Origin of the sequence: Zestomonas insulae, from assembly GCF_016901015.1 — a bacterium.
Lineage (GTDB): Bacteria > Pseudomonadota > Gammaproteobacteria > Pseudomonadales > Pseudomonadaceae > Aquipseudomonas > Aquipseudomonas insulae.
The window spans coordinates 901,421-924,979 of the sequence record NZ_JAFEUP010000002.1; the positions used below are offsets into that span (position 1 = coordinate 901,421).

Below are 23,559 nucleotides of genomic sequence, written 5' to 3' on the forward strand. Positions count from 1 at the left end.
CCGCTGGAGCTGCTGCGGCAGCAGCTAAAAAGTCCGGCCACAAAAAAAGGGATGCTTGCGCATCCCTTTTTCGTTGTGCAGCTAAGCGTTACACCAGCGGCTTGCTCGCGTCCTTGTCGGCATGCTCTTCAGCAGCCTCGGCAGCGGACTCCCCATTGGCCGGCACTTCAGCTTCGACAGTCGCTTCCTGCGGTGCAGCGTCGGCAACTGGTGCTTCGGCTTCAACAGCAGGCTCTGCAGCCACTGCCGGCGCGCTGGTCGGTTCGACCGGGGCTGGCGTACTTTCCACGTTTGCCGGCTGGCTGGCTTCGCGGGCCAGGCGTTCGGCTTCTTCACGCTGACGGCGACGCACTTCGCGCGGGTCGTTCGGCGCACGGCCGCTCGAAGTAGCTGCCGGGGCGGCGGGTGCCTCGGCGACGATCGGTGCGTCCACAGTCGGCGCCTCTACCACGGCAACGCTTTCCACTTCCGCCGCGGGTGCGACGGCGATCTCGATCGGCGCAGCGACTGCTGCCTGCACTTCGCTTTCGCTGGATGCTGGGGCTTCGGCTGCGACCGGAGCTTCGACTGCTGGCGCTTCAGGGGCGATGCTGGCAACAGCTTCAACAGCTTCAACAGCTTCAACAGCTTCGGTGGCTTGCGGGGCCGGTTTGGCTGCCGATTGCTCGCCAACAATTTCACTGGCGACCACGGCGGCGACGGCTGCCGCTGTAACGGTTTCACCACCTTCGGCTTCGCCGTCGGTGCCGTCTTCGCTACCTTCGATCAGGTTGCCATCGGCATCACGCTGACGTTCACGACGGTTGCTGCGACGACGCTGACCGCGGGAGCGGCGACGCGGGCGCTCGCCACCTTCGCTGGTTTCCTGCTCGTCGTCGTTCAGCAGCTCTTCATTGGGCAGGGCTTCTGCATCGACTTCGGTTGGCTCGGCAACTGGACGCGGCTGGCGCTCTTCACGCGGCGGACGCGGTTGACGCTCTTCGCGCGGCTTGCGCTCGGCACGCTCTTCACCCGCGGGTGCTTGTGCGTCGAGCGGCTCGCGCAGTTCGCGTACGCGCTCCTCGCGTGGCTTGCGCTCTTCGCGAGGCTTGCGCTCTTCGCGCGGCGGACGCTCGCGACGGTTTTCCTGTGCTTCGCGGACCTGCTCGCGTGGCTGCTCGTCACGCACTTCGCGCACTTCACGCTGCTCGCGGGGCTCACGTGGTTCGCGGGCTTCACGCGGCTGACGCTCTTCGCGCGGCTTGCGATCTTCATCGCGACGACCGCCGCGGTTGCGGTTCTGCTGACGGCCGTTGCGGCGCTCATCGCTGCGCGGCTGACGTTCAGTTGTCGCTTTCTTCTCGACGACGACCGGCTTCGGCTCTTCGTTGCTGGCAAACAGGCTAACCAGCGACTTCACCAGGCCCTTGAACAGGCTCGGTTGCGGGGCTGCGGTGCTGACCGGTGCGGCTTCCTCGCTGACCGGAGCTTGCTGCATCGGCGTAGTACGCGGTGCAGCTTTGATCGCGGCTTCCTGGCGAACCAGGGTGCGCGTGGCGCTGACCGGTTGGTCCTCTTCGGCTTCCGGTGCGGTCATCTCGTAGCTGGACTGACCGGTGAGCACTTCCGGGCTGTCGTCGCGCAGACGCTGGACTTCGAAGTGCGGCGTTTCCAGGTGGTCGGTCGGCAGGATGACGATGCGTGCACGGCTGCGCAGTTCGATCTTGGTGATCGCGTTGCGTTTTTCGTTGAGCAGGAACGCGGCTACCGGAATTGGTACGCGAGCGCGGACTTCGGCGGTGCGCTCTTTCAGCGCCTCTTCCTCGATCAGGCGCAGGATCGCCAGCGACAGCGATTCGACGTCGCGGATGATGCCTTGGCCGTTGCAGCGCGGGCAGACGATGCCGCTGGTTTCGCCCAGCGACGGACGCAGGCGCTGGCGGGACATTTCCAGCAGACCGAAGCGCGAGATACGACCGACCTGCACGCGGGCGCGGTCGGCTTCCAGTGCTTCGCGGACTTTCTCTTCCACGGCGCGTTGGTTCTTCGCCGGGGTCATGTCGATGAAGTCGATGACGATCAGGCCGCCGATGTCACGCAGGCGCAGCTGGCGGGCGATTTCTTCGGCCGCTTCCAGGTTGGTCTGCAGGGCGGTTTCTTCGATGTCGCTGCCTTTCGTCGCGCGCGCCGAGTTGATGTCGATGGACACCAGGGCTTCGGTCGGGTCGATGACGATGGAGCCGCCCGAAGGCAGTTTCACTTCGCGCTGGAAGGCAGTTTCGATCTGGCTTTCGATCTGGAAGCGGTTGAACAGCGGCACGCTGTCTTCATACAGCTTGATCTTGCTGGCGTACTGCGGCATCACCTGGCGGATGAAGCTCAGGGCTTCTTCCTGGGCTTCGACGCTGTCGACCAGTACTTCGCCGATGTCCTGGCGCAGGTAGTCGCGAATGGCGCGGATGATGACGTTGCTTTCCTGATAGATCAGGAACGGCGCGACGCGATCCTGCGCGGCTTCTTTGATCGCAGTCCAGAGTTGCAGCAGGTAATCCAGGTCCCACTGCATCTCTTCGCTTGAGCGGCCGAGGCCGGCGGTGCGCACGATCAGGCCCATGTCGGCGGGGGCGACCAGGCCGTTCAGCGCTTCGCGCAGTTCGTTGCGCTCTTCGCCTTCGATGCGGCGGGAGATGCCGCCGGCGCGCGGGTTGTTCGGCATCAGCACTAGGTAGCGGCCGGCGAGGCTGATGAAGGTGGTCAGGGCTGCGCCCTTGTTGCCACGTTCTTCTTTCTCGACCTGAACGATGACTTCCTGGCCTTCGCTCAGGACGTCCTTGATGTTGATGCGGCCGCCTTCGGGAGCCTTCTTGAAGTATTCGCGGGAGATTTCTTTGAGGGGGAGGAAGCCATGTCGTTCGGAACCGAAATCGACGAAAGCGGCTTCAAGGCTGGGTTCTACGCGGGTGATACGCCCTTTGTAGATGTTGGCCTTTTTCTGTTCACGGGCACCGGACTCGATGTCCAGGTCGTAGAGGCGCTGGCCGTCTACCAGGGCAACACGCAACTCTTCGGGTTGAGTTGCGTTAATTAGCATTCTTTTCATGTAGTACCGTCGGTTTCCGGGCTGCCGGAAACGGCGTTCGGCACACACGACTCTCAGGTCGGTGTCAGGTGTGCGTCGGGAACGGTTGTAAGTCGTTCCAGTGTCAAGCGACGTCGGCCAGCAGGGCCGGGGTCGCGACAGACGTCTCCTGGTTGCTGTGTTGACAGAAGCACTCAGTCAGGAGGAGGAATCAATCATCGGTTGCGGACGCGTGAGCGTCTTATAAAAGCCAGTGCTACGCATGCCGATAATTGTGCATCTCCACCCTACACGCATCGCTGAAAATCGGGTGCCGCTCGCAGAATCCGCAGCGGGTTGGCAATAAGCGCAGTCGCCCAAAGGGCTGAGGCGCGCGTCATAACAAAGGCAGGGTTTCGGACGTTCGCGTTATGTGCGGCGAGCGATCCGTCGGACGGCCTGACGTCCTTGGAATGTCGTTTGCTCTCGGTCAGAAATGATGGCTATAGCAATCATCGGTTAACCGGGCCGTTTTTGGCGGCGTTGGCGACTATAGCAGCTCTGATTAAGTGCTTCAATTCAATAAAAAATTGTTATGATGAATGGATGACAGAACCTGCCTCTCCAGCCTCCGGCGTTCAATTGCTCGAGGTTGCGCCGGAATATGCCGGCCAACGAATCGATAATTTCCTCCTGGCTCGCCTCAAGGGTGTTCCGAGAACCCTGATTTATCGCATCTTGCGCAAGGGCGAGGTGCGGGTGAACAAGGGGCGCATCAAGCCTGAATACAAGCTGCAGGCCGGCGATGTTGTGCGTGTGCCGCCACTTCGTCTGGCGGAGCGTGATGAGCCGGCGCCGGTTGCTCAGGGGCTGCTTGAGCGGCTCGAGGCGGCCATCGTGTACGAAGATAAAGCGCTCATCGTGATCAATAAGCCCACCGGCGTTGCGGTGCACGGCGGTAGCGGGTTGAGTTTCGGGGTGATCGAAGCGCTGCGTCAGTTGCGCCCGGATGCCAAGGAGCTGGAGTTGGTGCATCGCCTGGATCGCGATACCTCGGGGCTGCTGATGGTGGCCAAGAAGCGCAGCATGCTGCGTCATCTGCACGAAGCGTTGCGCAGGGAAGGTGGCGTGGACAAGCGTTACATGGCGCTGGTTCGCGGCAATTGGCCAACTTCGAAGAAGCGGGTCAGTGCGCCGTTGCTGAAGAACAACCTGCGTTCGGGCGAGCGCATGGTGGAAGTGAATCCTGAGGGTAAAGAGGCGCTCACGCTGTTTCGGGTGCTGCGGCGTTTCGGGGAGTTTGCGACCCTGGTTGAGGCTAGTCCGGTGACCGGGCGCACCCATCAGATTCGCGTGCATGCCAAGCATGCGGGGCACTCGATTGCCGGTGATTCGAAGTACGGCGATGACTTGTTTACCCGTGACGTTCGTGAGCTGGGCGGCAAGCGATTATTTCTTCACGCATATTCGCTGAGAGTGCCGCTGCCCGATGGTGGGGAGTTGCAGCTCGAGGCGCCGGTGGACGCCATGTGGGCGGGTACGCTGGAGCGTCTCGGTGCGTGATTACCGGCTGCTGATCTTCGATTGGGATGGCACGCTGGTCGATTCGATTCAGCGCATCGTCGACTCGATGCGCTTCGCGGCGGAGGGTTGCCAGTTGCCGTGGCGTGACGACGCGGCGATTCGCGGCATTATCGGCCTGGGCCTGCCTGAGGCGGTGAGCAGCCTGTATCCAGATTTGCAGGATCTGCGCTGCATTGAGCGCTTCCGGCGCTTGTACAGTGAGCGCTACCTGGTGCTTGAGTCGACGCCTTCCCCGCTATATTGCGGAGTGGCCGAGGCGCTCGATGCGTTTCGCGAGGCGGGCTACCTGTTGGCTGTCGCCACTGGCAAGAGTCGGCGTGGGTTGGATGCGGTGCTGGCTGGGCGCGACTGGCAGGGCTTCTTTGATATAACCCGTTGTGCGGATGAGTCGGCGAGTAAGCCGGATCCCTTGATGCTGCACCAGATTCTGGCGTCTTGCGGTGTCGCGCCGGATCAGGCGTTGATGGTTGGTGATTCGGTATTCGACTTGCGCATGGCGCACAACGCCGGAGTCGATGCGGTGGCGGTCGGCTACGGCGCACAGCCGCTTTGGCTGTTGCGTGAAGAGCAACCGCGCTTGGCTATTGAGTCATTTGGTGAGCTGGCTGCCTGGCTTGGGCAGGGAGCGGTTAGGTTGTCGGAGGAGGTGGGTGACTGTGTCGAATGAATGGAAGGCGCCGGAGAAGGCGGAAGGCGAGGGAAAAAGCTGGCAGTTGCTGGAGAAGGTGCTGCTCGCCAGCGTGCAGGAGCAGCGACGCTCAAGGCGCTGGGGGATTTTCTTCAAGGTGCTGACATTCCTCTATCTATTCGTTGCGCTCGCGCTGTTCTCGCCGCGCTTCGACATCCAGGGCGGCACATCGCGTGGTGCGGATCACACGGCGCTGATCGAGGTGCGCGGCATGATCGCCGACAAAGAGGCGGCCAGCGCCGACAATATTATTTCCAGTCTGCGTGAGGCGTTCGAAAGCAAGCACACCAAGGGTGTGGTGCTGCGAATCAATAGTCCTGGCGGCAGTCCGGTGCAGTCAGGCTATATCTATGACGAAATTCGTCGTCTGCGCGCGGAGCATCCGGATATCAAGCTGTATGCGGTAATTACCGACTTGGGCGCCTCTGGTGCTTACTACATTGCCAGTGCTGCTGACGCCATCTATGCGGACAAGGCCAGTCTGGTCGGCTCGATCGGCGTGACGGCGGCGACCTTTGGCTTCGTCGGCACGATGGATAAGCTGGGTGTCGATCGGCGGATATATACCTCTGGCGAGCACAAGGCCTTCCTGGATCCTTTCCAGCCGCCGAAGGTGGAGGAGACGCGCTTCTGGCAGGGCGTGCTGGATACTACTCATCGGCAGTTCATTGCCAGTGTCAAGCAGGGGCGTGGTGATCGGCTGAAGGATGCCGAGCATCCGGAGCTTTTCTCTGGCTTGGTGTGGTCCGGCGAGCAGGCGCTGCAGCTGGGGCTGGTTGACGCCTTGGGCACGGCCAGTTCGGTCGCGCGCGATGTGGTAGGTGCCAAGGACTTGGTGGACTTCACTGTGCAGGAGTCGCCATTCGACCGTTTTGCTAAGAAAATCGGCGCCAGTGTGGCTGAGCGTCTATCGCTGTGGGCGGGGTTCCAGGGGCCTGTGCTGCGATAAGGTTGACTTGGCGTAATAAAGGAAGCCCGATCTGATCGGGCTTTTTTGTTGCTTGTCAGGGGATTTGCACATTCTCCTGCAACAGCATGTCGATCAGGCGAATCAGTGGCAGGCCAATCAGGCTGGTGGCGTCCGGCCCTTCGGTGGAGCGGAACAGGCTAATGCCCAGGCCCTCTGCCTTGAAGCTGCCAGCACAGTCAAACGGTTGTTCCGCCTCCAGGTAGCGGAAAATCGCGGCCTGGCTCAGGGCACGAAAGTGCACGGTAAAGGGCACGTAATCGACCTGGCAGGTGCCGTTTTTCGAGTTGAGCAAGGCTACGCCGGTCAGGAAGCTCACGCTGGAGTTGCTTGCCGCCTGCAATTGGCGTGCGGCGCGCTCCAGGTTGTGCGGCTTGCCGAGGATTTCACCGTTGATCACTGCGACTTGATCGGAGCCGATGATCAGGTGGTCGTCGAACTGTGTGGCCAGTGCTCGGGCTTTTTCTTCGGCCAGGCGTTGCACCAGATTGTGAGCGCTTTCTCCGGCATGGCGCGTTTCGTCGATATCGGGGGTGGCGCACGTAAAAGGGAGGCGAAGCCGGTTCAGCAGTTCACGACGATAGGGCGAGCTGGAGGCAAGGATGAGTGGTTGCATGGCACGCTCCTCGGGGTTGGCGAGCGATTTTAGCGATGCGGCCGAGTAGCGGGTAGCGGGAATTTCCTTTGACACTGGCAGGGTGTCTCCCTAAAATGCCGCGCCTATGTTGAATGGGCCGATTCCACCTCACGTTGATCCCCGCAAGTTGGCCGATCGTGGCGCCACGCTGAATGGCGAAGTGCCGCTGGCTGACTTGCCGCGATTCTGCGACCCGCTTGCCGATAATCTCGGCGCCGTTCGTGCACGGCTTGTTTTCGAGCGCGAAGAGCGCGGTGCGGTCGTAATCCGCAGCACGCTCGACGCTGAGGTCAAGATGGTTTGTCAGCGTTGCCTGGAGCTGGTTACTCTGCCGATCCACAGCGAATGTGATTACGCCGTGGTGAGGGAGGGTGCGAATACCCAGTCAGTGCCGAAAGGCTATGACGTGCTGGAAGTGGGCGAGGATCCCCTGGACTTGCTGGGGTTGGTCGAGGATGAGTTGTTGCTAGCCTTGCCTATCGTGCCACTCCATGATCCAAAAGATTGCCAGCAGCCGGTAGGACTTGATGAGCCCGAGCCGAGCGAGGACGAGGTAACACGGTCCAACCCGTTCAGTGTATTGGCACAGTTAAAGCGTGACCCAAACGTTTAGGAGTTAATTGATTATGGCTGTTCAGCAGAACAAAAAATCCCGCTCTGCCCGTGACATGCGCCGTTCCCACGACGCGCTCTCGGCCAACGCACTGTCCGTCGAGAAAACCACTGGTGAAGTGCACCTGCGCCACCATGTTTCTCCTGAAGGCGTTTACCGCGGTCGTAAAGTGATCGACAAGGGCGCAGACGAGTAATCCTTGTCCGCTCCGATCATCGCGATTGATGCAATGGGTGGGGACTTCGGTCCCCGCTGCATTGTTCCGGCCAGCATCCCTGCGCTGACTGAATTCCCCTCGCTGCACCTGGTCCTTGTCGGCCAATCCTCCTCTATTGAATCCATCCTGGCCCAGCATGCGGGTGTGGATCCGTCGCGCCTGCGCATTGTGCATGCCGCGGAAACCATTGGCATGGACGAGCGTCCGGCGCAGGTTCTGCGCGGCAAGCCCGATTCCTCGATGCGGGTGGCGCTCGATTTGGTGCGCAGCGGTCAGGCGCATGCCTGCGTCAGTGCGGGCAACACCGGCGCCTTGATGGCGCTCTCGCGTTATGTGCTGAAAACCCTGCCGGGGATCGATCGCCCGGCGATGGTGACGGTCATTCCGACGGAGCGTGGCTCCTGCTATCTGCTTGATCTGGGGGCCAACGTCGATTGCAGTGCCGAGCATCTCTACCAGTTTGCGGTGATGGGCGCGGTGGCTGCAGAACTGCAGGGCATCGAACGTCCGCGAGTGGCTTTGCTGAACATCGGCGTTGAAGACATCAAGGGTAATCAGCAGGTCAAGCTGGCGGCCAGCCTGCTGCAGCAAGCCGAGGGCTTGAACTACATCGGCTATGTCGAGGGGGATGGTCTTTACCGCGGTGAGGCCGATGTGGTGGTGTGTGACGGCTTTGTCGGCAATATCCTGCTGAAGTCCAGCGAGGGCCTCGCCAGTATGATCTCGGCGAAAATGGAGGCGCTGTTCAAACAGAGCCTGGCTTCTCGCCTGGCGGGCTCGTTAGCCTTGCCGCTGTTGCGTCGTTTACAAGGCGAGCTGGCCCCGTCTCGGCATAACGGCGCGAGCTTTCTGGGTTTACAGGGCATCGTGGTGAAAAGTCATGGTTCTGCGGATGCGGATGGCTTCTTGAGCGCCATTCGGCGCGCCTTGCTTGAGGTGGAGAAAGATATGCCTCAACGCCTGCATGAACGCTTGGAGCATCTTCTGCTCTAGGATGTGACCGCCTTGTGCGGTGGGTCATCCAACTCTCAGTCTGTTGCGCGGGGCGGTTCGCCTGCGCGTTTCCCGATGATCAGACCTCAAGGATCTCTGCAATGTCTGCATCTTTCGCATTCGTCTTTCCCGGCCAGGGTTCGCAGTCGCTCGGCATGCTGGCCGAACAGAGTGCTCAGCATCAACTCATCCTGGATACGTTCGCTGAAGCCTCCCAAGCACTTGGCTATGACCTGTGGGCTCTGACCCAGAGCGGGCCTGAAGAACAGCTCAACCAGACCGACAAGACGCAACCGGCAATTCTCACTGCTTCCGTGGCGCTGTGGCGTCTTTGGCTGGCAGAGGGTGGCGCGCGTCCCGCGCTGCTGGCCGGTCATAGCCTTGGCGAGTACTCGGCACTGGTTGCAGCGGATAGTCTGGCTTTTGCCGATGCAGTGAAGCTGGTGGAGCGGCGCGGTCAGTTGATGCAGCAGGCGGTGCCGGCCGGGCAGGGCGGTATGGCCGCCATCCTCGGTCTCGAGGACGACGACGTGCGAGCCGCTTGTGCCGAGGCGGCGCAGGGTGAAGTGGTCAGTGCGGTCAACTTCAATGCCCCGGGGCAGGTGGTGATCGCCGGCGCTGCCGCTGCCGTCGCTCGCGCCGTTGAAGCGTGCAAGGCGCGCGGCGCCAAGCGCGCAATGCCGCTGCCGGTCAGCGTGCCGTCGCACTGCGCACTGATGCAGGGTGCGGCCGAGCAGTTCGCTGAGGCTATTTCCAGTTTGGCCTGGCAGGTTCCGCAGATTCCGCTGGTGCAGAACGTCAGTGCCGCCGTGGTTGCTGATCTGGACACGCTCAAGCGCGACCTGCTGGCGCAGCTTTATAGTCCGGTGCGTTGGGTTGAGTCGGTAGTCTGTCTCGCGGAGCGGGGCGCAACCGCCTTGGTCGAGTGCGGGCCGGGCAAGGTTCTGTCGGGGCTGAATAAGCGCTGCGTTAAAGGTATCGAGACTTACAGTCTGGATGCGCCGGATGCATTTGCCGCGACGCGTGCAGCGTTGGCCTGAATCGAGGAGAAGATCGCATGAGTCTGCAAGGTAAAGTTGCCCTGGTCACTGGCGCGAGCCGTGGTATTGGCCAGGCTATCGCTCTGGAGTTGGGGCGCCAGGGTGCCACTGTCATTGGGACGGCCACCACTGAAGCGGGGGCGGCGCGTATCGCTGGAACGCTGAAGGCGGCAGGTGTTGAAGGCACTGGCCTGATGCTGGATGTCGGCAGCAACGAATCGGTAACCAGCGTCCTGGAGCAAATTCAGCAGCAGCTAGGTCAGCCGTTGATTCTGGTGAACAACGCCGGCATCACTCGTGACAACCTGATGCTGCGCATGAAGGATGACGAATGGTTCGATGTCATCAATACCAACCTGAATAGTCTGTACCGTCTGTCTAAAGCCGTACTGCGCGGCATGACGAAGGCGCGTTGGGGGCGGATTATCAACATCGGCTCGGTGGTCGGTGCCATGGGTAACGCCGGGCAGACCAATTATGCGGCAGCCAAGGCAGGACTGGAGGGTTTCAGTCGTGCGCTGGCGCGCGAAGTCGGTTCCCGTGCAATCACCGTGAACTCGGTTGCCCCCGGCTTCATCGATACCGATATGACCCGCGAACTGCCTGAAGCGCAGCGCGAGGCGCTGCAGAGCCAGATTCCGCTTGGTCGTTTGGGCCAGGTCGAGGAGATCGCCAAGGTGGTCGCATTCCTGGCTTCGGACGATGCTTCCTACGTCACCGGCGCTACCGTTCCGGTCAACGGCGGAATGTACATGAGCTGAATGTGACCGGAGTCTTCAGAAAGCTGTCATAGCTGCTGTCTAGAATCCGTTATAAAGTGGCACCGATTTATAGACAGATGGTTGGATGGGTGAAGAGGGCTCAGGGCTTTCAGCTTGAAATACGGAAAACCCTTTCTATACACTTAGCCCAGACCAGCCGCCTGGATTTGTTCATTAGGAGTGAAAACAAGGTATGAGCACCATCGAAGAACGCGTCAAGAAAATCGTCGCTGAGCAGCTTGGCGTTAAAGAAGAGGAAGTAACCAACAGTGCTTCCTTCGTCGAAGACCTGGGTGCTGACTCTCTTGACACCGTCGAGCTGGTGATGGCTCTCGAGGAGGAATTCGAGACCGAGATTCCGGACGAACAAGCCGAGAAGATCACCACCGTTCAGGAAGCTATCGATTACGTCACTGCGCACGCGCAATAAGACTTAATCGTCGGTCTCCGACTCGAAAAACCGCACTGCCCTTATCCGGCGTGCGGTTTTTCTTTAAGTGCAATGAAATGGCAGTAGCTTGAGACGAAGGAGAGTGCTGTGTCGCGTAGACGCGTTGTAGTCACTGGTTTGGGCATGGTATCGCCGTTGGGTACCGATGTACCGAGCAGCTGGCAGGGGATTCTGGCAGGTCGTAGCGGTATCGCCTCGATCGAGCACATGGACCTTTCTGTCTACGCCACGCGTTTTGGTGGCTCGGTCAAAGACTTCGATGTCGAGCAGTATCTCTCTGCCAAAGAAGCACGCAAGCTCGATCTGTTTATTCAGTACGGCCTTGCTGCCAGCTTCCAGGCGATTCGCAATTCCGGTCTGGAAGTCTCCGACGGCAATCGCGAACGTATCGGTGTCGCGATGGGCTCGGGTATCGGTGGCCTGACCAATATCGAAACCAACTGCAAAGTCTTGTTCGACCAAGGCCCACGGCGCATCTCGCCGTTCTTCGTGCCTGGCTCGATCATCAACATGATTTCCGGCTTCCTGTCGATCCATCTGGGGATTCAGGGGCCGAATTACGCCATCGCCACTGCGTGCACCACCGGCACCCATTGCATCGGTATGGCGGCGCGCAACATTGCCTACGGCGAAGCTGACGTGATGATCGCTGGCGGCGCCGAGATGGCCGCTTGCGGTCTCGGCATTGGTGGATTTGCGGCAGCCCGTGCGCTGTCGACGCGCAACGATGAGCCGACCTTGGCCAGTCGCCCTTGGGACAAGCAGCGCGACGGTTTCGTGCTGTCCGACGGCGCAGGCGCTTTGGTGCTCGAAGAGCTGGAGCATGCGAAAGCCCGCGGCGCGACGATTTACGCCGAGTTGGTCGGTTTCGGCATGAGCGGCGATGCCTTCCACATGACCTCGCCGCCCGAGGATGGCGCCGGTGCTGCACGCTGCATGGCGAATGCCGTGCGCGATGCCGGGCTCAATCCGGAGCAGGTCGACTACATCAACGCCCATGGCACCTCCACACTGGCCGGTGACCTGGCCGAAGCGTCGGCGATCAAGTCGGTGTTTGGCGCGCATGCGCATCAGCTGTCGGTCAGCTCGACCAAGTCGATGACCGGTCACTTGCTTGGCGCAGCGGGCGCGGTTGAGGCAATTTTCAGCGTTCTGGCCATTCGCGATCAGATTGCGCCGCCGACCATCAACCTCGACGAGCCCGATGAAGGCTGCGATCTGGACTTCGTCCCGCACCGCGCCAAGGAGCGGAGCATCGATGTGGTGCTGTCCAACTCCTTTGGCTTTGGCGGTACCAACGGCTCGCTGGTGTTCAGCCGGTTCCAGGGTTGATGTTGAACTGGGTCGACGGAATTCCGGCGGATGCACTTTCCGTCAAGGACCGCGGCCTGGCCTACGGCGATGGTCTGTTCGAGACCATCGCCGTGCGAAGTGGGCGGGCGCCCCTGTTGTCCCGCCACTTACATCGCTTGAGCGATGGTTGCCAGCGCCTCGGCATTTCTTGCGACTTGGCAATGCTTGATGCTGAATTGCAGCGCTTTGCCGCGGCGGTGGGCGATGGGGTGGCCAAGTTCATCGTCACGCGCGGCGATGGCCAGCGCGGCTACGCGCCGACCACAACCGAGCAGCCTCGGCGATTGCTGCAGAGCAGCGCTTTCCCGACGTATCCCCCAGAGCATGCCGCGCAAGGTGTGCGCCTGTTTCCCTGTCAGACGCGCCTTGCCGAGCAGCCGCTGCTGGCGGGAATGAAGCACCTCAACCGCCTCGAGCAGGTGCTGGCTCGTGCCGAGTGGCAGGATGCTGAGCATGGCGAAGGACTGATGCGCGACACCAGTGGACGCGTCATCGAGGGCGTATTCAGCAATCTTTTTCTGGTCAAAGATGGCGTGTTGCTAACGGCCGATCTGTCGCGTTGCGGCGTGGCGGGGGTGATGCGTGCCGAGCTGCTGGAGCGTGCCGTGTCCCGGAGCATTTCGTGTCAGGTGCGGGACATCGAGTACGCGGAGCTGCTGGCTGCGGACGAGCTTTTCCTGTGCAACAGCCTGTTCGGTATCTGGCCGGTGCGGGCCTTGGCGTCGCGCGACTGGCCGGTCGGACCGCTCACCCGTAAACTGCAGGGCATCATTCGCGATCTGGGCTATTGAGTCGTGATACGTAGATTGCTTCTATTGCTAGAAGCCGGCCTGCTGTTGACTGGATTGCTAGTTGGCCTCGCTGCATGGCAGCAGCGCGAAGCCTTGCAGCAGACGTTGGTCGTCACCGAAGAGCGCATGGTGGATGTTCCGGCCGGCGCCACCCCTAGCGGAATGCTCAATCGCCTCGAAGCCGATGGCGTGCTGCATGGCGCTTTCTGGTTGCGCTTGTACTGGCGCTTCAATCTTTCTGCGCAGCCACTGCATAGCGGCGAGTATCGCCTGGTGCCCGGTCAGCGTGCCATCGACCTAATCGAGTCGTGGCGACGCGGTGAGGTCGTGCAATACAGCCTGACGCTCGTCGAAGGCTGGAGCTTCCGCCAAGTGCGCGCCGTGCTGGCGAAGCAGGAAAAGCTCAAGCAGACCCTCAAGGATGTCAGCGACGCTGAGTTGATGGCACGTCTCGGTCACCCGGGCCTGTATCCCGAGGGACGCTTCTTCCCAGACACCTACCGCTTCGTACGCGGTATGAGCGATCTTGAGCTGCTCAAGCAGGCCTATACCCGCCTTGAGGAAGTCCTTGCGGAGGAATGGGCGCAACGCGCCGACAACGTGCCGTACGCCGAGCCGTATCAGGCCTTGATCATGGCCTCGCTGGTGGAAAAGGAAACCGGTGTGCCGGCCGAGCGCCAGCAGATCGCCGGGGTGTTCGTCCGGCGTCTGGCGCTGGGCATGCTGCTGCAGACTGATCCCACGGTGATCTACGGTCTCGGCGAGCGCTACAACGGCAAGCTGACGCGCGCCCACCTGCGTGAAGCAACGCCCTACAACACCTATGTCATCGCGGGTATGCCGCCAACGCCGATTGCCTTGGTTGGCCGTGAGGCGATCCACGCGGCGCTCCATCCTGAGCCCGGCAAGAGCCTGTATTTCGTCGCGCGCGGCGATGGCTCCCATGTGTTTTCCGACGACCTCGAGGCGCACAATCGCGCCGTGCGCGAGTTTCAGCTCAATCGACGCGCCGATTATCGTTCCAGTCCGGCACCGCTGCCGGACGCCGCAGAGAAAAAGGACAGCCAGTGACCGGTTTGTTTATCACGCTGGAAGGCCCGGAAGGTGCCGGCAAAAGCACCAATCGCGAGTACCTGGCCGAGCGCCTGCGTGAGCGGGGCGTTGAAGTCTTGCTCACCCGCGAGCCTGGCGGCACGCCGCTGGCCGAGCGCATTCGTGAGCTGCTGCTGGCCCCGAGCGACGAGGTGATGGCTGCCGATGCCGAACTGCTGCTGGTGTTCGCCGCGCGCGCCCAGCATTTGGCAGCGGTGATCCGGCCGGCCTTGGAGCGTGGAGTTGTGGTGCTTTGTGATCGTTTTACCGATGCCACCTATGCCTATCAGGGCGGTGGCAGAGGATTGCCAGAAGCGCGCATTGCTGAGCTCGAGCGCTTTGTTCAAGGCTCGCTGCAGCCTGACCTGACGCTGGTTTTCGATTTGCCGGTGGAGATCGGTCTGTCACGCGCAGCGGCGCGCGGCCGGCTCGATCGCTTCGAGCAGGAAGGGCGGACCTTCTTCGAGGCGGTGCGCCAGAGCTATCTGCGTCGCGTCAGCATGGCGCCGGAGCGTTACCGGGTGATCGATGCTGCGCAACCGTTGGACCAGGTTCAGCAAGCGCTGGATGCGTTGCTGCCGCAGCTGCTGGAGCGTATCGGTGGCTGATACCTATCCCTGGCAGGACGAGCTGTGGCGGCAACTGGCCGGACGTGAGCAGCACGCCCACGCGTACCTGCTGCACGGTCCCGCGGGCATTGGTAAGCGCGCGTTCGCCGAACGCCTGCTGGCCCTGTTGCTCTGCCGAAGCCCGCAGAATCTCGAGGCCTGTGGCAAGTGCAAGGCCTGCTTGCTGCTCGCCGCCGGCACACACCCAGACGCATTCGCTCTCGAGCCCGAGGAAGCCGACAAGGCGATCAAGGTCGACCAGGTGCGTGATCTGGTTGGCTTCGTGACTCAGACCGCCCAGCTCAGTGGGCGCAAGCTGGTGCTCGTCGAGCCCGTCGAGGCGATGAACCTGAATGCGGCCAACGCCTTGTTGAAGAGCCTCGAGGAGCCGGCCGGTAATACCGTGCTGTTGCTGATCAGTCACCAGCCCAGCCGTCTGCTGCCGACAGTGAAGAGTCGCTGCGTGCAGTTGGCTTGCCCGGTGCCGGACGAGGCCGTCGGCCTGCGTTGGTTGGCGCAGGCGCTGCCAGGCTTGAGCGACGAGGAGCGCGGTGAGCTGCTGGCGCTTGCCGCCGGCTCACCGCTGTCTGCGGCGCGCTTGCAGGAGCAGGGCGTACGCGAGCAGCGCGCACTGGTCGTTGAGGGCGTGAAGAAGCTGCTGAAGCAGCAGCAGGGGCCCAGTCAGTTGGCGGAAGGCTGGAATGCCATTCCATTGCTGCTGCTGTTTAACTGGTTCTGCGAATGGGCGCATCTGGTGCTGCGTTACCAGTTGAGCAAGGACGAGCAAGGGCTCGGTGCGGCGGATATGCGCAAGGTCGTGCAGTATCTGGCCGACAAGTCCGAGCAGGCCCGGTTGCTGGCGTTGCAGGATTGGTTGCTCGAACAGCGCCAGAAAGTGCTGGCGAAGGGTAATCTCAACCGTGTGTTGCTTCTCGAAGCCCTGCTGGTGAAGTGGGCAAGCCTGCCTGGACAAGGCTAGAATCGGACTGGAATCGTCAGCTAGGAACGCCGCATGAGCCTGCCACCCAATCTTGGCCCCCGTAATGGGATTCTGTCCTTGACCATCAAGGACAAGTCCGTGCTCTATGCCGCCTACATGCCTTTCATCAAGAACGGTGGTCTGTTCATTCCGACCAACAAGAACTACAAGTTGGGCGACGAGGTGTTCATGCTGCTCAACCTGATGGAAGAGCCGGAAAAGATTCCGGTTGCCGGCAAGGTCGTGTGGATCACCCCGAAGGGCGCACAAGGCAACCGCGCTGCCGGCGTTGGCGTGCAGTTCAATGATGGCGACAACACCGCGCGCAACAAAATCGAAACCTACCTGGCCGGTGCACTGACCTCCGATCGCCCCACCCACACGATGTAAGCGCTGTCCCTCGCCATGCTTGTCGATTCCCACTGTCACCTCGATCGCCTCGACCTTTCCGCTCACGCTGGTTCACTCGACGCCGCCCTCGATGCGGCGCGGGCGCGCGGCGTTGGCCACTTCCTGTGTATTGGGGTAAGCGCGGACAACGCTGCGGCAGTCAAGGCGCTGGCTGATCGTTACGCCGATGTGGACTGCTCGGTGGGGGTCCATCCATTGGATCTCGAGCCGGGAGCGGCGCCGGCGCTGGAGTGGTTGCTGGGAGAGCTCGAGCATCCCCGCGTGGTGGCCATCGGGGAAACCGGGCTCGACTACCACTACGAGCCGGAGGCCGCGGACTTGCAGCGCGAGGCATTCCGCCTGCACCTCGAGGCTGCGCGTCTTACCGCCAAGCCGGTGATCGTGCACACGCGAGCGGCCCGCGCCGACACACTGGCGCTATTGCGCGAAGCGGCACTGCCGCAGGCCGGGGTATTGCATTGCTTTACCGAGGATTGGGAGATGGCCAAGGCTGCCCTCGACCTCGGCTTCTACATTTCCCTTTCCGGCATCGTGACCTTCCGCAATGCCGATGAGCTGCGCGACGTCGCGCGGCGCATTCCCGTCGACCGCTTGCTGGTCGAGACTGACTCTCCCTATCTCGCGCCGATTCCGTATCGAGGCAAGCCCAATTTGCCGCAGTATGTTTATGAGGTCGCCGAGTTTCTTGCGACGCTGCGCGGCGTCGATACCGAAACCCTGGCAGCGCAGACCACCGCCAATTTCCAGCGGCTTTTCCCTCTGGCGCGGGTAAATCGCGCATAAAAAAAACCCGGGTTCTGGGGGATGAATCCGGGTCAAGACCATTAGGAGTAAATCAAGGTACGCAGTCCACGGTACCTTGGCTGGCGGGACACTTGGGGGGAGGTGTCGCACGCCAGTTCTTTGAGTATTGGTGAAGTTTGGCGCCCGTCCAGATCAATTCCGTTGGTTTTTTAAACAGATTTGGAATACCTGCCGCGCTGCTGAGTGCTCATCTTGTTGCGAGCTGGCTCAGCGCTGCCAAAGTCTCGTCGATGACGCGCGATTCGGTGTAGAAGTGCGGCGAAAAGCGGATGCCCTTGCCGCGTTGGGCGCAGACGATCTGCTCGCTTTTCAGCTTCTCGAACAGTTTCTGATTGTCCCAGCCGTCCAAGCGGAAGGTCAGGATTCCCGCGCGCCGCGCCACATTTCGCTCGCTGACGACACTGATGCCGTTGAGCTTGTCGAGGCCGTCGAGCAGCCATTGCACACGCTCGTGCAGGGCGCTTTCCACATTGTTCAGGCCTACGTCCTCCAGCAGCGACAGGCTGGCCTCCAGCGCGACGGCACCGAGCATGTTCGGGCTGCCACATTCGAATCGCTTGGCGCTGCGCGCCGGTTTCCAGTCGACGCGGTCGTAGTCGCCGGCGTGCTCCAGCATGTGCCAGCCGTATTCATGCAGGGTGAGTTGCTCGCGCAGATCGCTGCGGCAATAGAACACCCCGAGGCCTTCCGGACCGAGCATCCATTTGTGGCCGTCGGCCATCGCGAAGGCACAATCGCAGGATTGGACATCCAGCGGCAGGGCGCCCAACTGCTGGATCGCGTCGACGCAGAACAGTACGTCGCGGGCGCGGCAGCCGGCGCCCAGGCGCTCGAGATCGAGGCGCAAGCCGCTGGCGTATTGCACGGCACTAATCGAAATCAGTCGGGTTCTCGGGCCGCAAGCAGCGAGCAGTGCGCCTTCCGGGTCGTCACCATCCAGGGCGACCTGGATGACTTCCACGCCTTGCGGCTTGAGGGCCTCCCAGACGACCCGGTTGGAAGGGAACTCCTCGTTGCTGATGACGATCTGGTCGCCGGCGCGCCAATCGAGTCCGAAGGCGACGAAGGACAGCGCCTCCGAGGTGTTCTTCACCAGCGCGATGTCGGCGCTGCCCGGGGCGTTGAGTAGACGCCGCAAACGCTGACGGAGACGGCCTTCCAGGACCAGCCAGTCGGGGTAATCACGTGCGCCGATTCGCACGTTCTGCTCGGCAAAGGCGGCGACCGCTACAGCTGCACGGCGGGGCCACGGCGCTACGGCGGCATGGTTTAGATAGCGCAGTTCGGGGGCTTGAGGAAACTCGTCGTGATAGGCATACATGGTCGGATGATCCGTGCAATTTCGCGTTAATTAGGCATAATACGCGACTTCGCTTTTTGACCTTTCAGTCTATTTATGCAAAAAGAACCCCGAAAAATTCGTGAATTTCGTCGTCGTGAACAGGAAATTCTCGATACTGCCCTGAAGCTGTTCCTCGAGCAGGGGGAAGACAGCGTTACGGTCGAAATGATCGCCGACGCCGTGGGTATTGGCAAAGGCACCATCTACAAGCATTTCAAGTCGAAGGCCGAGATCTACCTGCGTCTGATGCTCGACTACGAGCGCGACCTCAATGCGCTGTTCCATTCCGAAGACGTTGCGCGCGACAAGGAAGCGCTGTCGCGCGCCTACTTCGAGTTCCGCATGCGTGATCCGCAGCGTTATCGGCTGTTCGATCGCCTGGAAGAGAAAGTCGTCAAAGGCAGCCAGGTGCCGGAGATGGTCGAAGAACTGCACCGCATCCGCGCGTCGAACTTCGAGCGCCTCACCCGGCTGATCGAGGGGCGCATCGCAGAGGGCAAGCTGGAAGACGTACCGGCCTACTTCCACTACTGCGCGGCCTGGGCACTGGTGCATGGCGCCGTGGCGCTCTATCACTCGCCGTTCTGGAGCAACGTGCTCGAAGATCAGGACGGCTTCTTCCAGTTCCTCATGGAAATCGGCGTGCGCATGGGCAACCGGCGCAAGCGCGAAGGCGACGCTCCGGGCAGTTGAGTGCGAGCCGACGGCGTCGGCTCGGGCCGCGCGGCGTATACTCAGGACGTAAACGTGTTGGAGCAACTCCATGATCGTTGATCGCCAGGGCAGGCGCTTTCGCAACCTGCGGGTCAGCCTGACCGCCGCCTGCAACTACGCCTGCACCTACTGTGTGCCGGATGGCAAACGTCTCGTGGCAGCGCAGGACGAGCTGTCCGCCGAGGCCATGGCCCGTGGCGTTGCCTACCTGATCGAGGCCGCCGGCATCGAGCGGCTGCGCATCACTGGTGGCGAACCTCTAGTCAGTCCCAAGCTGGATGCGTTTCTGCATGGCGTCCGCGGCCTCGGCTTGAGCGATATCAGTCTGACCACCAACGGCCAGCTGCTTGCACGCAAGCTGCCGATCCTCCTCGAAGCGGGCATCCGCCGGCTGAATGTCTCGCTGGATACCCTCGATGCCGAGCACTTCCGCCAGATCGCCCGTGGCGGTGACCTGCAGACAGTGCTGGATGGCCTGGAGCAGGCGCACGCTGCCGGCCTGAAGATCAAGATCAACATGGTGCCGTTGCGGCGCGCCAACCTTGCTCAGGTCCTGCCGTTGTTGGACTACTGCCTCGAACGTGGTTTCGAGCTGCGCTTCATCGAGCTGATGCGCATGGGCCATCTGGCCCGAGATGCCCACGCGTTCCACCAGGATTTCGTCGGCATGCCGGAGCTGTTGGAGATGATCGCCAGCCGCTACACCTACATACAGGCCAGCGCGCCGCTGGATGCGACCGCGCTGCGCTTCGAGATTCCCAGCCGGCAGGGCTACTTCGGGATCATCGCCAACGAGAGCGTGCCGTTCTGCCGGACCTGTTCACGGCTGCGCCTGTCATCCACCGGCTGGCTGCACGGTTGCCTGTCGTCGAGCCATCGGCACTACATCGGCGACCTGCTGGACAAGCCGCGCCACCAGGCGTTGCCGGCGCTGCAGCGGTTACTGGTACAGGCTCTGGCGGACAAGCAGGAAGTGGCTTTCTCGGGTGGTGCCACGGTGATGAAGATCATCGGTGGATGAGCACGCCGGAAGCTGGCGCGGAAGCTGCAGAGATCGCCCATCTGTCGGTTTTCCGTCACCGCCGTAGGAGAATTGCAATGCGATGCCTGATTCCGCTGCTCATGCTGGCGGCGCTGAGTGGCTGCATGAATGTCAGCGATATGGCCGAGGGGGCTCAGTACCATCTGAGCGACGCCGGTTTTCTCGATCATAGCGACGTGCGTCGCTCCAGCCCGTGGCGCCTGCAGGCCGACTCCTTCATCTATATCGCCCAAGGTTTTTTCGTGCCGCCGGGCAGCGCGTACCCGCGGCCGAATGTCGTGGCCGAGGAGACCTTCAAGGGTTTCGTCGAGTACTTCCCGATGGTGCGCCGGGCGCGCGCGCCGGCCGGCCTGGAAGAGGCGATGAGCCAGGCGCGGGAGGTGGGTGCGCATTACTTGCTGTACAGCCGTTTCGCTGCGGCGGATAACCGCATCGGCACTTATGATGAGTGGGCCGATGAAGAGGCGCTGGATCGATTGGGCGTGGACCACGGTTCGATTCAGATGATGCTGGTGGAAACCAATACCCGCTATCTGGTGGATACGGCGACCATTCGCAGTCGCGGCGGCTTTCTGACGTTCTACGACAACCAACCAGAAGACCTTATCGGTCCGCCGCTACGCGACTATGCTCGCCGTCTGTTGGGTGTGAGTGATTAGGAGAGATTGATGAGCGACCCCGGTAAAGCCGGTAACTTGCTGGCGCAGATTCCCAAGTCGGATGCGAAGGGATTGCCGCCGGTGCATCTGTGGAACCCGGATTTCTGCGGCGACATCGACATGCGCATTGCCCGCGACGGCACCTGGTATTACCTGGGTACGCCGATTGGCCGCAAGCCGATGGTTCGCCTGTTCTCCACCATCATTCGCCGGGACGGTAATGACTATTTCCTGATCACGCCGGTGGAAAAAGTTGGTATTCAGGTCGACGATGCGCCCTTCGTCGCAGTGAGTGTGCAGGTCGAAGGCGGGGGCGAGGGGCAGCAGCTGCGTTTCCTTACCAACGTCGAGGACGAGGTGCTGGCCGATCTCGAGCATCCGATTCGTGTTGAACTCAATCCGCAGACCCAGGAGCCGGCGCCCTATGTGCTGGTGCGCAGCAACCTAGAGGCGCTGATTCACCGCAACGTGTTCTATCAGCTGGTCGAGTTGGCGGTGCCGCGTGAGATCGACGGGCAGACCTGGCTCGGGGTGTGGAGCGACGGGCAGTTCTTCCCGATCGGCGCACTCGACGCCTGAGCCTTCGAGATGCCAAGAAAAAAGGCCCCGGAAGGGGCCTTTTTCGTATGGCTTACATATTGGGGTAGTTCGGTCCGCCGGTGCCTTCCGGGGCGACCCAGGTGATGTTCTGCGCCGGGTCCTTGATGTCGCAGGTCTTGCAGTGCACGCAGTTCTGCGCGTTGATCTGGAAGCGCTTGGAGCCGTCGTCGTTGCTCACCACCTCGTACACGCCGGCCGGGCAGTAACGTTGCGACGGTTCGTCGTAGAGCGGCAGGTTCTGCGCGATCGGCAAGCTCGGATCGGTCAGACGCAGGTGGCACGGCTGCTCTTCCTCGTGGTTGGTGTTCGACAGGAACACCGAGGACAGCTTGTCGAAGCTCAGCTTGCCGTCCGGTTTCGGGTAGGCAATCTTCGGCGCTTCGCTGGCCTTCTTCAGGCAGGCGTAGTCTGGCTTGTTGTCGTGCAGGGTGACCGGGATCTTGCCGCCGAAGATGTTCTGGTCGATGTAGTTGAACGCTGCGCCGGCAAGTACGCCGAACTTGTGGATCGCTGCGCCGAAGTTGCGGCTGCGGAACAGCTCGTCGTACAGCCAGCTGGCCTTGAAGCCCTCGACGTAGCCGGTCAGTTCGTCGCCGCCCTGGCCGTCGGCCAGCAACGCCGCGGCCACTGCGTCGGCGGCGAGCATGCCGGACTTCATCGCAGTGTGGCTGCCCTTGATCTTGGCGAAGTTCAGGGTGCCGAGGTCGCAACCGATCAGCGCGCCGCCGGGGAAGACCATCTTCGGCAGCGAGTTCAGGCCGCCCTTGCAGATGGCTCGTGCGCCGTAGGCCACGCGCTTGCCGCCTTCCAGGTACTGGGCCACCACCGGGTGGTGCTTGTAGCGCTGGAACTCGTCGAAGGGCGAGAGGTGCGGGTTGGCATAGGACAGGTCGATGATCAGGCCGACCACCACCTGGTTGTTCTCCAGGTGATAGAGGAACGAACCGCCGGTGTTCTCGTTGCCGACGAAGTCCAGCGGCCAGCCGGCGGTGTGGACCACCAGGCCCGGTTGGTGCTTGGCCGGGTCGATGTCCCAGATTTCCTTGATGCCGATGCCGTAGTGCTGGGCGTCGGCGTCGGAATCGAGATCGTACTTCTTGATCAGCTGCTTGCCGATGTGGCCGCGGCAGCCTTCGGCGAACAGGGTGTACTTGCCGCGCAGCTCCATGCCCGGGGTGTAGTAACCCTCTTTCGGATGGCCTTCGCGGTCGACGCCGAGGTCGCCGGTGATGATCCCGCGCACCACGCCGTTCTCGTCGATCAGTGCTTCCTGAGCGGCGAAGCCCGGGTAGATCTCGACGCCCAGGGCTTCGGCCTGCTGGGCCAGCCAGCGGCACAGGTTGCCCAGCGAGATGATGTAGTTGCCCTCGTTGTGCATGGTCTTGGGCACGAACAGGTTGGGCACCTTGATCGCCGAGTCGGCGTTCTTGAGCATGTAGATGTCGTCACGCGCGACCGGGGTGTTCAGCGGCGCGCCGAGCTCTTGCCAGTTGGGGAACAGCTCGTTCAGCGCACGCGGCTCGAATACCGCGCCGGAAAGAATGTGGGCACCGACTTCGGAACCTTTCTCAACCACACAGACGCTGATTTCCTTGCCGGCTTCGGCGGCCTGCTGCTTGAGTCGGCAGGCGGCGGACAGGCCCGACGGGCCAGCGCCGACGATGACGACGTCGAATTCCATAAATTCGCGTTCCACAGACTTTCTCCTACTCAGGGCTTTGAAATGTTTATGTTTGGAGAGCCGCTCCGTCCTGGAGCGATGCGTCTGCATTATATAGAGAGGCTTGTCGGGCTCCAATACAAACGTTTGTTTGAATTCTATTAGAGCCTGCTAGAATCGCGCTTCCGGGGGTATGAACGGCAGTTCTGTCGTATTGACCGGGATAGGCTATGCGGTCAAGATACCGGCGGTTTTGCGTTCGCCATCCTATGGGCTGACCGTCGGTTCCGGCCGCCGTGCATGACCCGCCAGGTTCGACTTGGCGACATTCTAATTTCACCGGAGAGTAACGAGGAATCCATGAAGGTTCTTGTAGCTGTCAAACGAGTGGTTGACTACAACGTCAAGGTTCGCGTCAAAGCGGACAACTCCGGCGTTGACCTGGCCAACGTCAAAATGTCGATGAACCCCTTCTGCGAAATCGCCGTGGAAGAAGCGGTGCGTCTGAAAGAGAAG

Annotated in this window: 24 protein-coding genes and 1 pseudogene; 21 read left to right on the forward strand and 4 right to left on the reverse strand. The window is 61.6% G+C overall.

The window, feature by feature from the left end:
* Positions 1-88: 88 nt before the first annotated feature.
* Positions 89-3,079 (reverse strand): ribonuclease E, encoded by a 2,991-nt coding sequence (rne, locus tag JQX08_RS09755; protein WP_205348168.1) that lies wholly within the window; start codon positions 3,077-3,079, stop codon positions 89-91.
* Between the two features lie 564 nt (positions 3,080-3,643).
* On the opposite strand from rne, the gene rluC reads away from it, so the two are divergent.
* Genes rluC through JQX08_RS09770 form a run of 3 tightly spaced genes read left to right on the forward strand, consistent with a single transcriptional unit; the run spans position 3,644 to position 6,258 of the window.
* Positions 3,644-4,600: a 23S rRNA pseudouridine(955/2504/2580) synthase RluC gene (rluC, locus tag JQX08_RS09760; protein ID WP_205348169.1), complete on the forward strand. Its 957-nt coding sequence runs from the start codon at positions 3,644-3,646 to the stop codon at positions 4,598-4,600.
* Positions 4,593-5,288 carry an HAD-IA family hydrolase gene (locus JQX08_RS09765; RefSeq protein WP_205348170.1) on the forward strand — a complete coding sequence of 232 codons (696 nt, stop codon included), beginning with the start codon at positions 4,593-4,595 and terminating at the stop codon, positions 5,286-5,288. Before rluC ends, JQX08_RS09765 begins: the two co-directional genes overlap by 8 nt.
* The gene (locus JQX08_RS09770; protein ID WP_205348171.1) at positions 5,278-6,258 is read left to right on the forward strand and encodes a S49 family peptidase; all 981 of its coding nucleotides are present in this window, start codon (positions 5,278-5,280) and stop codon (positions 6,256-6,258) included. The genes JQX08_RS09765 and JQX08_RS09770 overlap by 11 nt, the downstream gene beginning before the upstream one ends.
* Positions 6,259-6,313: 55 nt before the next feature.
* Here the strand turns inward: JQX08_RS09770 and JQX08_RS09775 are convergent, their stop codons facing one another.
* Positions 6,314-6,892, reverse strand: a complete 579-nt coding sequence (locus JQX08_RS09775; RefSeq protein ID WP_205348172.1) for a Maf family protein — start codon at positions 6,890-6,892, stop codon at positions 6,314-6,316.
* A gap of 106 nt (positions 6,893-6,998) precedes the next feature.
* On the opposite strand from JQX08_RS09775, the gene JQX08_RS09780 reads away from it, so the two are divergent.
* From JQX08_RS09780 to JQX08_RS09840, 13 genes are all read left to right on the forward strand, one after another.
* Complete coding sequence (locus tag JQX08_RS09780; RefSeq protein WP_205348173.1) at positions 6,999-7,526, forward strand: YceD family protein; 528 nt, start codon at positions 6,999-7,001, stop codon at positions 7,524-7,526.
* Between the two features lie 13 nt (positions 7,527-7,539).
* Positions 7,540-7,722, forward strand: coding sequence for a 50S ribosomal protein L32 (gene rpmF / locus JQX08_RS09785; protein WP_187671147.1), 183 nt, complete (start codon positions 7,540-7,542; stop codon positions 7,720-7,722).
* 3 nt (positions 7,723-7,725) lie between these two features.
* Positions 7,726-8,736, forward strand: coding sequence for a phosphate acyltransferase PlsX (plsX, locus tag JQX08_RS09790; protein ID WP_205348174.1), 1,011 nt, complete (start codon positions 7,726-7,728; stop codon positions 8,734-8,736).
* A gap of 101 nt (positions 8,737-8,837) precedes the next feature.
* A complete protein-coding gene (fabD, locus tag JQX08_RS09795; protein ID WP_205348175.1) occupies positions 8,838-9,776 on the forward strand; it encodes an ACP S-malonyltransferase in 939 nt (312 codons plus the stop codon).
* Between the two features lie 17 nt (positions 9,777-9,793).
* A complete protein-coding gene (gene fabG, locus JQX08_RS09800; protein ID WP_205348176.1) occupies positions 9,794-10,537 on the forward strand; it encodes a 3-oxoacyl-ACP reductase FabG in 744 nt (247 codons plus the stop codon).
* Between the two features lie 193 nt (positions 10,538-10,730).
* Positions 10,731-10,967 (forward strand): acyl carrier protein, encoded by a 237-nt coding sequence (gene acpP, locus JQX08_RS09805; RefSeq protein WP_003245177.1) that lies wholly within the window; start codon positions 10,731-10,733, stop codon positions 10,965-10,967.
* Between the two features lie 108 nt (positions 10,968-11,075).
* Entirely contained in the window at positions 11,076-12,320 is a 1,245-nt protein-coding gene (fabF, locus tag JQX08_RS09810) for a beta-ketoacyl-ACP synthase II (RefSeq protein ID WP_205348177.1), read from the forward strand.
* Entirely contained in the window at positions 12,320-13,132 is an 813-nt protein-coding gene (gene pabC / locus JQX08_RS09815; protein WP_205348178.1) for an aminodeoxychorismate lyase, read from the forward strand. The genes fabF and pabC overlap by 1 nt, the downstream gene beginning before the upstream one ends.
* A gap of 3 nt (positions 13,133-13,135) precedes the next feature.
* Positions 13,136-14,203: an endolytic transglycosylase MltG gene (mltG, locus tag JQX08_RS09820; RefSeq protein ID WP_205348179.1), complete on the forward strand. Its 1,068-nt coding sequence runs from the start codon at positions 13,136-13,138 to the stop codon at positions 14,201-14,203.
* A complete protein-coding gene (gene tmk / locus JQX08_RS09825; RefSeq protein ID WP_205348180.1) occupies positions 14,200-14,832 on the forward strand; it encodes a dTMP kinase in 633 nt (210 codons plus the stop codon). The genes mltG and tmk overlap by 4 nt, the downstream gene beginning before the upstream one ends.
* Positions 14,825-15,811 (forward strand): DNA polymerase III subunit delta', encoded by a 987-nt coding sequence (locus tag JQX08_RS09830; RefSeq protein ID WP_205348181.1) that lies wholly within the window; start codon positions 14,825-14,827, stop codon positions 15,809-15,811. Before tmk ends, JQX08_RS09830 begins: the two co-directional genes overlap by 8 nt.
* A gap of 33 nt (positions 15,812-15,844) precedes the next feature.
* The gene (locus JQX08_RS09835; protein ID WP_205348182.1) at positions 15,845-16,201 is read left to right on the forward strand and encodes a PilZ domain-containing protein; all 357 of its coding nucleotides are present in this window, start codon (positions 15,845-15,847) and stop codon (positions 16,199-16,201) included.
* A 15-nt stretch (positions 16,202-16,216) separates the two neighbouring features.
* Positions 16,217-17,005, forward strand: coding sequence for a TatD family hydrolase (locus JQX08_RS09840; RefSeq protein WP_205348183.1), 789 nt, complete (start codon positions 16,217-16,219; stop codon positions 17,003-17,005).
* Positions 17,006-17,213: 208 nt separating this feature from the next.
* On the opposite strand, the gene JQX08_RS09845 is transcribed toward JQX08_RS09840, so the two are convergent.
* Complete coding sequence (locus tag JQX08_RS09845) at positions 17,214-18,347, reverse strand: aminotransferase class V-fold PLP-dependent enzyme (RefSeq protein ID WP_205348184.1); 1,134 nt, start codon at positions 18,345-18,347, stop codon at positions 17,214-17,216.
* Between the two features lie 75 nt (positions 18,348-18,422).
* Between JQX08_RS09845 and JQX08_RS09850 the strand changes: the two genes are divergently transcribed.
* From JQX08_RS09850 to JQX08_RS09865, 4 genes are all read left to right on the forward strand, one after another.
* Complete coding sequence (locus JQX08_RS09850) at positions 18,423-19,061, forward strand: TetR/AcrR family transcriptional regulator (RefSeq protein WP_205348185.1); 639 nt, start codon at positions 18,423-18,425, stop codon at positions 19,059-19,061.
* A gap of 70 nt (positions 19,062-19,131) precedes the next feature.
* Positions 19,132-20,103: a GTP 3',8-cyclase MoaA gene (locus tag JQX08_RS09855; protein WP_205348186.1), complete on the forward strand. Its 972-nt coding sequence runs from the start codon at positions 19,132-19,134 to the stop codon at positions 20,101-20,103.
* Positions 20,104-20,180: 77 nt separating this feature from the next.
* Entirely contained in the window at positions 20,181-20,783 is a 603-nt protein-coding gene (locus JQX08_RS09860) for a DUF4823 domain-containing protein (protein WP_205348213.1), read from the forward strand.
* A gap of 9 nt (positions 20,784-20,792) precedes the next feature.
* Positions 20,793-21,362 carry a DUF1285 domain-containing protein gene (locus JQX08_RS09865; RefSeq protein WP_205348187.1) on the forward strand — a complete coding sequence of 190 codons (570 nt, stop codon included), beginning with the start codon at positions 20,793-20,795 and terminating at the stop codon, positions 21,360-21,362.
* A gap of 52 nt (positions 21,363-21,414) precedes the next feature.
* On the opposite strand, the gene JQX08_RS09870 is transcribed toward JQX08_RS09865, so the two are convergent.
* Positions 21,415-23,079: a 4Fe-4S dicluster domain-containing protein gene (locus JQX08_RS09870; protein ID WP_205348188.1), complete on the reverse strand. Its 1,665-nt coding sequence runs from the start codon at positions 23,077-23,079 to the stop codon at positions 21,415-21,417.
* Positions 23,080-23,403: 324 nt separating this feature from the next.
* On the opposite strand from JQX08_RS09870, the pseudogene JQX08_RS09875 reads away from it, so the two are divergent.
* A pseudogene (locus tag JQX08_RS09875) lies at positions 23,404-23,559 on the forward strand (electron transfer flavoprotein subunit beta/FixA family protein); the annotation flags it as partial.

Coding starts and splice junctions, on each gene's coding strand:
- rne (WP_205348168.1), bottom strand. CDS start 3,079: ATGAAAAGAATGCTAATTAACGCAACTCAACCCGAAGAGTTGCGTGTT.
- rluC (WP_205348169.1), top strand. CDS start 3,644: ATGACAGAACCTGCCTCTCCAGCCTCCGGCGTTCAATTGCTCGAGGTT.
- JQX08_RS09775 (WP_205348172.1), bottom strand. CDS start 6,892: ATGCAACCACTCATCCTTGCCTCCAGCTCGCCCTATCGTCGTGAACTG.
- JQX08_RS09780 (WP_205348173.1), top strand. CDS start 6,999: ATGTTGAATGGGCCGATTCCACCTCACGTTGATCCCCGCAAGTTGGCC.
- rpmF (WP_187671147.1), top strand. CDS start 7,540: ATGGCTGTTCAGCAGAACAAAAAATCCCGCTCTGCCCGTGACATGCGC.
- fabD (WP_205348175.1), top strand. CDS start 8,838: ATGTCTGCATCTTTCGCATTCGTCTTTCCCGGCCAGGGTTCGCAGTCG.
- fabG (WP_205348176.1), top strand. CDS start 9,794: ATGAGTCTGCAAGGTAAAGTTGCCCTGGTCACTGGCGCGAGCCGTGGT.
- acpP (WP_003245177.1), top strand. CDS start 10,731: ATGAGCACCATCGAAGAACGCGTCAAGAAAATCGTCGCTGAGCAGCTT.
- pabC (WP_205348178.1), top strand. CDS start 12,320: ATGTTGAACTGGGTCGACGGAATTCCGGCGGATGCACTTTCCGTCAAG.
- JQX08_RS09835 (WP_205348182.1), top strand. CDS start 15,845: ATGAGCCTGCCACCCAATCTTGGCCCCCGTAATGGGATTCTGTCCTTG.
- JQX08_RS09840 (WP_205348183.1), top strand. CDS start 16,217: ATGCTTGTCGATTCCCACTGTCACCTCGATCGCCTCGACCTTTCCGCT.
- JQX08_RS09845 (WP_205348184.1), bottom strand. CDS start 18,347: ATGTATGCCTATCACGACGAGTTTCCTCAAGCCCCCGAACTGCGCTAT.
- JQX08_RS09850 (WP_205348185.1), top strand. CDS start 18,423: ATGCAAAAAGAACCCCGAAAAATTCGTGAATTTCGTCGTCGTGAACAG.
- JQX08_RS09855 (WP_205348186.1), top strand. CDS start 19,132: ATGATCGTTGATCGCCAGGGCAGGCGCTTTCGCAACCTGCGGGTCAGC.
- JQX08_RS09860 (WP_205348213.1), top strand. CDS start 20,181: ATGCGATGCCTGATTCCGCTGCTCATGCTGGCGGCGCTGAGTGGCTGC.
- JQX08_RS09865 (WP_205348187.1), top strand. CDS start 20,793: ATGAGCGACCCCGGTAAAGCCGGTAACTTGCTGGCGCAGATTCCCAAG.